The organism is Paenibacillus sp. P4_A7, assembly GCF_056402455.1.
This window is the reverse complement of sequence record NZ_JBFUHJ010000129.1, coordinates 1-12961: the sequence shown is the minus strand read 5'-3', so window position 1 is coordinate 12961 and position 12961 is coordinate 1. Positions and strand designations below refer to the sequence as shown.

Sequence of the window (12961 nt, the reverse complement as noted above, 5' to 3'; positions counted from 1 at the left end):
TTGGGTATTTGCAGAAGGAAATGGCTGAGCTGACCGAAGAATTAAACAATGTTTGGATTCAAAATGTACAGCCTTCCTTGCTGATGGCGCTTGAAGAAGAAACGCAAGAAGAAGTTTATCAGGCCATACACGATATTCTGAAGGATGCCTACGACAAACTAAATAAGCTTCGTGAGAACAAGTCGTCCCACCAGCTTATGCATCAAGTTAAAACGTATATCGCCGACAATTATAGCAACCCCGATCTATCGCTCACCCATCTAAGCGACGAATTCGGATTAAACGCCAAATATTTAAGCCATCTATTTCGAGAAGTATTCGGGATGAAGTTCGTCGAGTATGTATCCAAGGTAAGGATGGAGAAATCGGAACAATTGCTCTTGGAGACGGATGAGGCGATTCAGGATATCGGTCGTTTCGTCGGGTATGATCAGTCATTAACTTTCATTCGAGTATTTAAGAAGCATACTGGTGAAACCCCAGGCCAATACCGCAAGAAAAATAGTTCGAATTGAAGCCCTGCATGGTGTTGCAGGCTTCTTTTTTCACGAAATAAGCAATCATCTGGAGAAATATCTATTGCTGACTTAATGTCTATCGTCTCAAAAACGGAACTACTTCCTTTCCATCTATCGCTGGAAAATGGTCTATATACCGCGAAAGAGCGGGGATGTTACTTTTATTTCCGAAGCGTCGGACGTATGAATGGCCGCTTCGGAACGGAGGAAGAGCTTTAAGGATGTATAGAAATGAGTAAGGAAACGAGTAATTAAAAAAACAAAATAATCTGGAGGGTTCATCTATGAAAAACAAAGCTAAGATTTGGGGATTATCGTTTATCTGTTTGCTTCTAGTAGTTATGACGGCAGCGTGTAGTAATGGCAATAACAATTCTCAAGCTTCCAATAGTCAAGAAACCGGTTCAGCGGCAGGAAGCACGACAGCAAGCCCTGAAGCGAGCGCCAGCGAATCTAATATTTATCCTGAAAATGGCCTTCCAAAAGACGAGAAAGTGACCTTGAAATTCGGTTATTGGGAAAATGGCAGCGGCCGGGAATGGATCGACTACGCCATTGAAACGTTCACGAAGAAATTTCCGAACGTAAGCTTCGATACGACTTATTCCCCTAAGATCGATACGATTAGCGGTACGAAAATAGCGGCTAAAAACGATGACGATATGTTTGATATTTTCTCGATTTCCCTTCCGGGCGGAGGTGCAGCAATGGCAACCAGCCTAGTGGAAGCCGGAAAGCTGGAGCCGCAGGACGATCTCTGGGATCACAAAGCATTCGATAATGAAGGGAAGACGTTGAAGGAGCTTCAATCGGGTATTTACGAAGGAAGAACCGTTATTCTCGATAAAATGTATGCTCTTCCTTACGGGCAAAGCGTAACAGGTCTTTTCTACAACAAAGCGCTATTCGAGAAAAATGGCTGGAATCAAAATCCGAAAAACTGGAGCGAGTTCACGGCGCTTACCGATTCTATTAAACAAGCGGGTCTAATCCCGATTACTTATCCCGGCAAATTCCCGGTTTACTTGAACTTTAGCTTCGGAATCGCACAAATGTTCGAAATCGCCGAAAGTAGCGGGACTTTAGAAAAATTCAATGATGACTTTAGAAATTTTAAAGCACCTTTCTATACATCTCCGGAAAGCTTAGGCGTTTATAACCGGATTGCCGAGCTAGCCAAGAAGAAGGCATTCCCGGAAGGCGTAGCTGCGCTAAACCACACGCAATCGCAAATGCAACTGCTTCAAGGACAAGCCGCATTGGCTTCGACGGGTGAATGGGTACAGAACGAAATGAAGGATTCGATTCCCGAAGGATTTAAATGGGGATTCATGCTGGCGCCGATGAACGATAATCCGGACAGCACTAAATATTATCAAATCTATGCAGGCGGCGGCCATTACATTTGGGCTGCTAAACCGGAACTGAACAAGAAGTGGGCCAAGGAGTTTCTCGCTTGGATGTGGAACCTGGATGTCCAACAGCGTTTTGCGGAGAAAGCGGGCGGGCTGCCCGTGCGTACCGACTTCATGAACGATGCTGCTTTGGTCGATAAGCTGCAGGATGCACCGAAAGCCGTTCTGGAATATATGAAAAACAACCCTGTTAAAGGCACTAGCGAGGCACGCAGCGTTTCGTTAACCGATCCGAATGCGGAAAAGGCGAGAAGGTTTATAGATGAGTCGATGAACGATATCGCTTCAGGTAAGCAAGATCCACAGCCTAAGCTGAAAGAGGCCGAGGAGCTGCTCGCCAAAGCAATTGCCGCTAAGAAATAATAGAACGACATCAAGGAACGTATTTAATAGGAAATTATCACGGAGCGCTGAAGGTATCAAGCGCTCCGTGAATAGTAAAAGGAGCGACATCACGATGAATGAACTGCGTAATCCTGTCGTGCGCGCAACAGCATCCCCAAGTAAACATTGGAAGCAGAAGGCCAAGTTTCAGAAGAGATTGTTTATCTTACTGGCAACAATTCCAGCTTTCGGAGGATATATTCTGTTTACGTTGTACCCGAATTTGTTGTCGGTCTATTACTCTTTATTGAATTGGGATGGAATTAAAGATCCTGTATACGTCGGCCTGAACAATTTCAAAGAGATGTTTCAAGATGACTACGTATGGCGGGCACTATGGCATAACGTGCTACTTATGGTAACCATTACTCCACTTGTTGTTTTCATATCAATCATCCTTGCGTATTTGCTAGCTAATAAGGGGTACCGATTCAATTCGGTGTTTAAAGTGCTATTTTTTTTCCCAAATGTGCTCTCTTTGGTTGCCGTTTCCTTACTGTGGTCCTTCGTATACGACGGATCCTTCGGTTTGCTGAATGCCGGGCTGCGATTGATCGGTGTGGATATCGGAAATTATTATTGGCTAGGTGAGAAGAAAGCCGCCTTGTGGGCGACGATTCCACCTTCTGTCTGGGGCGCCGTAGGGTTCTATTTCGTCATTTTTCTGAATGCGATGAGCACGATTCCGAAATCGCTCTACGAAGCGGCGATTCTCGAAGGAGCAAGCCACCGGGTGCGGCTCTTTAAGATTACGATCCCGCTCATGACCCCKATTATTCGCGTAGCCGTTTTATTTATAATGCTAGGCGTGTTCAAGGGTTTCGAGAACATCTTGATCTTAACGAACGGAGGACCCTCGGGCTCGACAGATGTAATCGGCTTATATATGTTCAATATCGCGTTCGGTGGGGGAATTCACAACTATGGATACGCATCGGCGATCGGGATGATGTTGTTCGTTATCCTAATTGTAACTAAGCTTGTGATCGATAAGTTCACGACAAATCGGGATACCGAATACTAGGGAGGGGCAGCAATGAGAGAGAGAAGAACGATAGTCGATGCTTGGTGGTACATCATTCTCCTGATCTGGTCAGTGACGATCCTGTTTCCTATGATCTGGGTATTCTATGAATCGCTCAAGACAAATCAGGAGTTTTTCCAAAGCGTGTGGAATCTACCAGGGGTTCTGCAATGGAGTAACTATAAAGATGCCTGGAAGGAATATGGAATAGGAAGTGCAATGGTCAATACGGTTTACTACGTTGGCGCAAGTTTAGTGATCGGTACGTTCTTGACGGCTATTAACGCTTACGTGCTGACTCGCTTGGAGTTTAGAGGGAGAAAGCTGATGTGGGGCATCATCATGTTGTCTCTGTTCCTCCCGGGAATCAATGCATTAATCCCACAGTATATTTTGATGCGCGATTTGCATCTAACTAACAGTCTGACCGGAATCATTATTTTAGATAGCTTCAGCGAAAGCGCCTTCTTTTTGATGATGTTGAGCGGCTTTATGCAATCTCTGCCGAAGGAGCTCGAGGAGAGCGGCGCGATCGACGGGGCATCGATCTTCCAAATTTTCTTCAAGATCATTATGCCGCTTTCGACTGCCGGGATCGTCACGGTGGCCATATTCAAGTGTCTCGGCTTGTATAACAATTTCTTGGGGCCGTTCATTTACTTGGGAGACCCGGATAAGTATACGATCGGCGTCGCCATGTATCAGGCCAGTCAAATTATGCAATACAAGGCCGATTGGGTAACCTTGTTTGCCGGACTCATGATCACGATGATTCCGCTGATCTTCATGTATATTTTTTTGCAGCGCAGAATTATGGAGGGCGCTACATTGGGCGCCGTGAAAGGATAGAGGAACATTGCGAATTACAAAACTGAAGACCGAATACAAAGAGAACCCTCTTGGAATCGATGTGCTGAAGCCAAGATTCTGTTGGATTCTACAATCCGATCAACGGGCGCAAAGACAAACGGCTTATCGGATCATCGTCGATTCCAATCTAGCGATCCTTGACGATCAGATAGGCGGCGTATGGGATAGCGGCAAGGTCAAATCCGATCAATCCGTTCATGTCGAGTTTGACGGAATCGCATTGAAGTCGAATACCGTTTACTATTGGTCGGTTCAGGTGTGGGATAAGGAAGGCGTCGCAACGCCATGGAGCGAGCCTGCAATATTTTCAACAGGGCTGCTTCAGCCTGAAGATTGGCATGCCAAGTGGATCGGTATGAACGATTGCCACATCGAACTGTCCGATCAGGATGCCGATCTGAAGGAACGGGAACTAGGCCCCTGCCCCTGCGTACGGAAATCTTTTCAACTGCAACGTTCCGTTGTCCGAGCTACTGTATTTGCAACTGCTTTGGGGCTTTATACGCTGCGCATAAACGGACAGCGGGTTGGCGACGACTACTTTGCTCCGGGTTGGACTGATTACAATATCCGGGTGCTGTATCAGACCTATGATGTTACTTCCCTTCTATTAATAGGTGACAATGCGGTGGCGGCTTTACTCGGCAGCGGTTGGTATGCGGGCCATATCGCCAGCATTGGAAAGCATCAGTACGGAACCGAGCCATACTTATTGTTTCAGTTGAACATCGAGTATGAGGATGGCACAACGGAGAGGATAATTTCGGATGAATCTTGGAAAGCCAACACTGGGCCTGTACTGGCGGCAGATATCATTATGGGTGAAATCTTCGATGCGCGAAGAGAACACTTCGGTTGGGATGAGGTGGGGTTCGATGACGGCAGTTGGTTAGCGGCTGATGTGCGTGCTCGCGATGGGGTCAAGCTTGTTGCGCAGGTGGATCCTCCGGTACAGATCATAGAGGAACTTGTTCCGCAAAATACGAGTAAGCGGTCGGACGTTCAGATGATTTACGATTTGGGACAGAATATCTCCGGCTGGGTGCGGATTACGCTTTCCGGGCTGGCAGGCTCCCGGGTTACGCTCCGTTACGGTGAGATACTCGATACGGACGGCTCTTTATATACGGCAAATTTGCGAGGCGCCGGACAAACCGACATCTATATTCTTAAAGGCGATGATGTGGAAACCYACGCGCCGCAGTTTACGTATCACGGGTTCCAGTACGTGGAGGTAACGGCATCCTGCGGGGAAGCTGTGGTGCATTCCGTTGTCGGACAGGTTGTTCATTCGGCACTAGCTTTGACAGGGGCATTTTCCACATCCAATCCGATGATCAACCGACTGCAAAGCAACATTGTTTGGAGCGGGAGGGATAATTTTCTCAGCGTGCCGACGGATTGTCCGCAGAGGGATGAGCGCTGGGGATGGACGGGAGATGCGCAGGTTTTCATTCGCACAGCCGCTTATAACATGGATGTCGCTTCCTTTTTCCGCAAATATATGATCGATATGGCCGATGCGCAGCAGGAAAGCGGCAACTTTCATATCGTGAATCCCGAGGGCGGGCTTACCCGATATTTGCTGACGGATAACAATCCCTATAACCAGAAGCTCTCTCCAGGTTGGGGGGATGCGGGGGTCATTATTCCTTGGACGCTCTATCAGGTGTATGGAGATCTCAGAGTGTTGCAAGAGCATTACGAATCCTATCGCAGATGGATACAATTTGTACTCGGAGTCAGCGAGGACTATGTCGTGGGAGAATACGGCTTCGGGGATTGGTTATCCATAGATGCCGATACGCCCAAGGATGTGATCGCGACCGCTTATTTCGCTTATAGCGCATCAATTATGGAGAATATTGCCCGTGTGTTAGGGAGATCGAATGATGCTGAGACGTATTCGGCCTTGCTAGAGAACATCCGGTCGGCTTTTAACAGAGCCTTTGTCGGTCCTGAAGGCCGGATCAAGGGGAATACGCAAACGGCTTATGTGCTGGCTCTTCAGATGAAGCTTCTGTCCGGTGAAAATGAGCGGCATGCGGTAAGTCATCTTGTTGAAGACATTGACAAGCGCGGCGGACATCTTTCAACCGGATTTCTCGGGGTATCTTATTTGCTGCCCGTGCTCACCAGGGGCGGGCGTCCGGATGCCGCTTATCGGCTTCTGCTGCAGGATACGTTTCCTTCCTGGGGCTATTCGATTAAACACGGGGCGACCACAATCTGGGAGAGGTGGGATGGCTGGACAGAGAAGCAAGGGTTTCAGGATCCGGTTATGAACTCCCTTAACCATTACAGCTTGGGCTCTGTGGGGGAATGGTTATTTCGCACAGTCGCCGGGATCGATGCCGATCCGCTGCATCCCGGATTCAAGCGTATCATGATCCGTCCCATACTTGGCGGTAATCTTACCTATGCCCGGGGTGAGTTCGAATGTGTTTACGGCAAAATAATCAGCCATTGGGAGCTGTCGGATGGACAATACCGCCTGAACATTGCCATCCCGGTAAATACAACCGCAGAGGTGTATGTGAATGTTCTGAATGGGCAGTATCGGTCCATATTCGTCAACGGCGAGCCCGTATTAAAGTCCGCTGACGTTCAATTTGMAGGCGTCGAAGGCGATCAGGCTATCTTCGAGGTCGGATCGGGCGAGTATTCGTTTGTGTCTGTTAAGGGGGGGATGCCTATGCCAAATTGAGGAAGGGTTGGCGGCAAGTTCAATGCTTTCGATAGTATCCGGAACAAAACATTATCGAGGAGGCTATGGCATGCAGACGATTAATAACAGGAGGTCCGTTATGGTTAAGACTAACACATTATTTAAAAAGATCAGATTGACCGTATTGGTTATTTGTTTGATTTGCACGAATCTTTATTTCCCCGCTCCGAAGGCTTTCGGCGCTGCGGAAAGTGCGTTCCGAAGTTCCGCAGCGTCTAAAACGGTTTTCTCCGATTTGAACGGCCATTGGGCGGCGGAGCAATTGTCTCGGTGGAGCGAATCCGGTTTGATTAAAGGCTATGCCGACGGGACGATCAGACCGGATCAAACCATAAGCCGGGGTGAGTGGATGGCGCTTATCAACCGGTCCTTCGGTTATAACGACAAGGCGAAAATCGCTTTTGCCGATCTTGAACAATCGAACTGGGCTTATGATGATGTGGCCATCGCGGTTCGGGAAGGATATGTCGAAGGCTTAGGGAAAGGGGAAATCGGCGTTAACCTTCAGATCAGCAGACAGGAAGCGGCTTTAATACTCTCCCGGTTGCTCGGGTTCGACCGTCAGCAGTACACAGACGGTGTCAGCGAATTCACTGATGCCGATACTATCCCAGATTGGAGCCGAGGAGCGGTAGGAGCTGCGGCAAACGAAAAAGTGATGTTAGGCTACGGAGACGGCAGCTTTAAGCCGCTAGCCTACATGACGCGGGCAGAAGCAGTGGTGACCCTTGACCGGGCGCTGAAATCGAAGAAGTCGGTCCATTTCAACATGGCGGGTACGTACGGGCCTTCAGCGGGTATTCGAACGGTTCAAGGAGACGCAATTGTAAGCGCTTCCGGAGCGACGCTGCAGAACATGAAGATTGCCGGTAACCTGCTTTTAGACGAAGCGATCGGCCAAGGGGAGGTCTATCTTCGCAACGTTACGGTGCTGGGAACCACTACCGTCAAGGGCGGGGGAAAGAACAGCATTCACTTCGTCGACAGTGCGCTCGTAAGCGTGACGATAGACAAGAAAACGGGCATCGTTCGGATTGTCACGGAAGGCAAGACAACGGTCGCCGAAATGAGCGTGAAGTCTTCCGCCATTTTGGAAAATGCAAGTACGAACGGCAGCTCGGGCTTTAAATACGTAAGGCTAACGGATTCTTTAATCCCTGAGGCTAAAGTTACGTTGATCGGAAGATTTGAACATGTCGACGTAGAGTCTGAGAGCCTTGTTATCGAAATTCCGAAAGGCGTAATCCAACTTCTATCCGTTGCTGAGCAAGCAGCAAATACGAGAATCGACATTGGAAAGGAAACAACCGTTCTCTCTCTGATCATCAATGCGCTCATTCACGTAACCGGTCAAGGAAAGATAGAGAAGGCTTCGATAAGCGAGAAGGGAAAACTATCTACGTTCGAGAAGCAACCGAACGTTGTTGAAGGAACAGGCGTAGCCTCCGGGGGGGCACCCCCCGTTAGTATCCCGTCCAGCATGGCCGTCGTGAAGAACGGGCAAGCGCTTGCCGTCGTCGTCGTTCCTTCGGGAGCAGCGGAACCTATTAGGCAAGCGGCTAACGCGCTGACGGACTACTTAAAGAAATCTACCGGAGCGCAGCTGTCGCAGATTACAGTAGATCAGCTTGCATCCAACGAACAATCCTACAGCCAGCTGAAAAAAATCTTCGTTGGCGTAAGCCGTGCAGAAGATCAAGCGTATTACTCGGGGCTTCTGCAGGGGATGGACGCTGACGGATTTATTATCGATTCCAAAGCAGACCGGATTACGATCATCGGACCGACCGCTTACGGAACGCAATACGGCGCTCTGGATTTCCTTGAACGTTATGTTGGCGTACGATGGCTGCTTCCGGGGCCTGACGGAGAAGATGTACCGCAGAGCGCCGATCTGTATGTTCCTCTGGAATTAATCAAGCAGGAGCCGGATATGAAATCCAGGACCATATTCGGAACACATACGCCGAACTATAGCTGGGCTACGGATAATAGCTTGAATTACGAATGGGGGCTCCACAATCGACTGAACGACCGGATCATCGGTTATCAACACAATTTATGGTATTTATTCATGCCTCTTCCGGGATATCCCGGCGAGAATTATCCGACGACACATCCTGAGTTTTATCCGATGCGCAACGGAGAAAGGTACATTCCGACTTCGGATATGTTTTGGCAGCCCTGCTTTACAGAATCGGGAACGGTGAAGGCTGCAATCGATTCGATTATCGATTACTTCGACAAGAATCCCGAGAAGACTTCGTTCTCGCTCGCTGTCAACGATGGATGGGGATTCTGCGAAGATGAGCCGGGGCACCCGGACAGACCGACCAAGAAGAATTCGCTCGGGCGAACGGATATGTCGGATATCTACTTCACCTGGGTGAACAAAGTCGTCGAAGGGGTACTTAAAGTATACCCCGATAAATGGTTTGGAGTGCTGGCCTATGAGGAAGTAAACGATCCGCCATCTTTCGATTTAAATCCGAGGGTTATTCCTTACTTCACTAAAGACCGCATGGCGTGGATCGATGATGGCGTTCGAGCCAAGGATCAAGCGAGCATTGAAGCGTGGAATGCGGTTACGGACAATCTAGCATTCTATGATTATGTGTTTGGGACGCCGTATACCCTGCCAAGGGTCTACAATCATCTCATGGCCGAGTATCTGAAATATTTTAAAGATGAGGGCGGCATCGCCTACTTCGGAGAAATGTGGCAGAACTGGGGAGAAGGGCCGAAGATATGGCTTCTATCCAAGCTATTATGGAATGCCGACCAAGACGTGGATGTGCTTCTGAACGATTGGTACGAGAGAGCCGTAGGGAAGAATGCCGCCGCTGATTTGAAGGCTTACTTTGACCTTTGGGAAAACTTTTGGACCAAGCGGATCCAATCGACGGATTGGTTCCAGGAGAGAAAAGGAATTACCTTCCTATCTTTCTATATGAACAATTATCTTGAAGAGGTCACGGACGCGGACATGAAGGCTAGCCGAGCCCTGTTGGAGTCCGTCTTGGCGAAAGCAGAGACCCCTCAACAAAAAGCGCGCGCACAAATAATGTATCGGCAATTCGAATACTATGAAGCTTCAGCCCTGAGTTACCCGAAGAAAATGCAGAATCCTGAGGATTTACAGTCCGCCATGCAATTATTGGAGGAAGGAGCCAAGGGGCAAATCAAAGCGGACTACGCAATAAAAAGAATCGAGCTCGTAGACGCGATGAAGGGAGACCCGATTTTGGAACATCCTTGGCATCCAGTAAGGGAAGGACTCGTATGGTCAGGATGGAATCCGTCTCATGTATGGGCACTTGTCTCCTATATCCGGCAGCATGAACTAGAAGCGGAGCCCTTGCTTAAACGAATCGATGAGATGGCGGCCGATCGGGATGAAGGAACTTGGAATTATGCCCGTTTGATACAACATGCATTAGCGGGAGAAACCATTAACCTAAATCCTTCATTCGAGTCAGGTACAAATACGGCAGACGCTTGGGAAACATCCGTATTAAACTTTGGCGAATTCCAGCGGGTAGAACGGTCGGATAGCTGTTATTCCGGAAATTCCTGCCTCTATTTGCACAAATTTTATTATGGGACGCTTAGCCAGACGTTGCCCGTCAAGCCGGGATTAATCACGGCTCAGATGCGTTATTATACTTCCGGTACTCGTTCAGTCRGCGATACTTGGCTGCAGTTGGACCTATTGGACGAAAACGGCGCAACTTTGAAAACCATCAAAAGCAGCCAACAGGCATACTCCGCTACGCTGGGGAGATGGACCGAAATTTCCGTCATGGACAATGTGCCAGAGACGATCAATGGCATTGCCGTGAAGCAAGTCAAGGTCAGCAATACGGTAAACGGCTTCTTTGAAGGCGGGGACATGTATATCGATGACTTCGAAGTGTACCAATCCGCCGAACAAGATCCGCCTCTTCCGATCGTCGTATCGGGGGTACAATTGTCGGATGATGCGCTTTACGTTTCTTTCCATGAACAACCGAATACGACGCCCGTTGCCGGAGACTTTACGGTCGTGAGAAAAATAAACGGCTTGTCCTCGACGATTACGCCAACCGGCTTTACATGGATAGCCGATGAGAATAAAGCCATCTTGAATGTTCCTGCAGTGAAAGAGAAAGTGTGGGAGCAAAATATTGCCTATACCGTGACGTATCGGAGTACGGCTCCTGCGAACTCGCTCGCAGTGCTCTTACCCGTGAATGTTCAAGGGCATGAATCAATCGGGCTGAACTCCTCCTTCGAACAATGGAGCTCGCAAACCGTTGCGGACCATTGGATCTTCTGGGGGCAAGGCTTCACCCGCTCCGATACGATTAAACGCACGGGAAATTACAGCCTGGCCGCTGATGGTCTGCAGCCTGGGCAGAACGAAGCAGGTGGAGGCGGCCCACTTCAAACGGTGCCTCTTGGTCCCGGCCATTATACGGGGGTTTTCCGATTTAACACGCTAGCGAATACAGCGGGGAAACTTTCCTGGTTTATGCAGTTAAAGGACAGCAAAGGCGCGGTTGTGAAAAGCATAGCCTCTGAACTTAGACCCGCCGCCATATCGAAGGAAAAGTGGACGCCTTTCGAATTCGAATTCGATGCGGAAGAGGGCGTCGCTTCGGTTGAATTTCTTATTCACATGAAAGATTTTAAGAAGGGCGACACCATCTATTTCGACGATATCGAATTATACAAAACGATAAATTTGGCTAAGCCGCTTGCTAATGTGGAGGCGGCAGAGGGAAATCTTGTGGCGACATTCATGACGAACCCTGGAACGACGCCTGTCGTCTCCGATTTCACAGTTGAAAGAATTATCAACGGCAAAGCCTGGGAATCGCTCGTACCTTCGTCGATCGGCTGGGATGCGGCTTCGAAGAAGGCAACGCTCGTTATTCCGGAACTCCTGCCTTCGTCTAAACAATGGGAACAAAGCATCGTCTATAAAGTTTCTTACAGAGATACGGAAGGAGTAATGACAAGTCCCATGGCGGTTCCTAGCAGCAACACGGAAGGATTTCAGCAGCACGCGCTAAACCAGTCTTTCGAGCAATGGGATTCGGAGACCGCTCCGGCAAATTGGAGCATTTGGGGAGGCGGATTCTCCCGTTCCGCTGCAGTCAARCGTACCGGAGATTACAGTCTGATGGCCGACGGACTGCAGCCGGGACAGAATGAAGCGGGAGGCGGCGGCCCTTATCAAGTCGTCTCTACCGGAGTTGAAGCCGGCCGTTATCTTGGCGTAATCCATTACAATACGTCGGCGGATACGCGCGGAACCTTGTACTGGTTCGTCCAGCAAAAGGATAGCACCGGCGCGGTCGTTAAAAGCCTGGCTTCGGAAAAAAGGAACGTTGCCGTATCGCAAGGAACATGGACTCCGTTTGAGCTCGAATTCGAAGCTGAAGAAGGAGTCACCTCGATACAAATCCAAGTTATCATGAATGATTTCAATACGGGCGAGAAGATTTATTTCGACGATATAGAGCTGTTAAAGAAGACTCCATAATCAAGCGGTCAGTTACGCTGTACCTGACTTAGCGGTTAAACGTAACATAGATGCAGGGGCAGGTCATTGCGCTAACGGGAAACGATAGTTCAATAAAAACATGGAAGCAGCCGACCACAATGATCGGCTGCTTCATTACGCTATTCCAGCTAATAGCTTGTCAATATTTAATTATTAATGGCCGATTTCAGGAGTAGTATACTTAAAAAAAGATATGACAAATAACCGTCCCCTTCGGCACAGGAATATATTTCATCTTTTTTCTATTTCATGCTGATCATTCTAGCCGAAATGCTTCTTTGGAAGTCAAGATGGCAAAAATCCAGTGGATGAGTTTGTTTACACAAGCAATTACCGCTACTTTGAACAGTTTTCCTTCCGCACGCTTTTTATCGTAGTAAGCTCTTAATTTCTTGTTTCTATTACTACGAATACCACATCGCACAGCTTGATACAGGGCTGTACGAAGCCTTCTGGAGCCATGTTTCGTGA

At 48.5% G+C, this 12961-nt stretch carries 6 protein-coding genes and 1 pseudogene; 6 read left to right on the top strand and 1 reads right to left on the bottom strand.

Annotation, left to right across the window (positions count from 1 at the left end; translation table 11 throughout):
• The 6 genes from AC1DWN_RS16685 to AC1DWN_RS16660 all read left to right on the top strand — a co-directional run.
• Positions 1–515 (top strand): helix-turn-helix transcriptional regulator (locus AC1DWN_RS16685; protein WP_477560029.1); only part of this gene is annotated, 515 nt, incomplete at its 5' end.
• Between the two features lie 287 nt (positions 516–802).
• A complete protein-coding gene (locus AC1DWN_RS16680) occupies positions 803–2296 on the top strand; it encodes an extracellular solute-binding protein (protein ID WP_477560028.1) in 1494 nt (497 codons plus the stop codon).
• Positions 2297–2390: 94 nt separating this feature from the next.
• Positions 2391–3341 (top strand): carbohydrate ABC transporter permease, encoded by a 951-nt coding sequence (locus tag AC1DWN_RS16675; RefSeq protein WP_477560027.1) that lies wholly within the window; start codon positions 2391–2393, stop codon positions 3339–3341.
• Between the two features lie 12 nt (positions 3342–3353).
• Positions 3354–4190: a carbohydrate ABC transporter permease gene (locus AC1DWN_RS16670; protein ID WP_477560026.1), complete on the top strand. Its 837-nt coding sequence runs from the start codon at positions 3354–3356 to the stop codon at positions 4188–4190.
• A gap of 7 nt (positions 4191–4197) precedes the next feature.
• Positions 4198–6918 carry a family 78 glycoside hydrolase catalytic domain gene (locus tag AC1DWN_RS16665; RefSeq protein WP_477560025.1) on the top strand — a complete coding sequence of 907 codons (2721 nt, stop codon included), beginning with the start codon at positions 4198–4200 and terminating at the stop codon, positions 6916–6918.
• Positions 6919–7018: 100 nt separating this feature from the next.
• A complete protein-coding gene (locus AC1DWN_RS16660; protein ID WP_477560024.1) occupies positions 7019–12469 on the top strand; it encodes a DUF4838 domain-containing protein in 5451 nt (1816 codons plus the stop codon).
• Between the two features lie 277 nt (positions 12470–12746).
• Here AC1DWN_RS16660 and AC1DWN_RS16655 read toward each other — a convergent pair.
• A pseudogene (locus tag AC1DWN_RS16655) lies at positions 12747–12961 on the bottom strand (IS110 family transposase); the annotation flags it as partial.

Excerpts from the sequence above, each read along its gene's own strand:
- AC1DWN_RS16680 (WP_477560028.1), top strand. The coding sequence starts at position 803 with ATGAAAAACAAAGCTAAGATTTGGGGATTATCGTTTATCTGTTTGCTT.
- AC1DWN_RS16670 (WP_477560026.1), top strand. The coding sequence starts at position 3,354 with ATGAGAGAGAGAAGAACGATAGTCGATGCTTGGTGGTACATCATTCTC.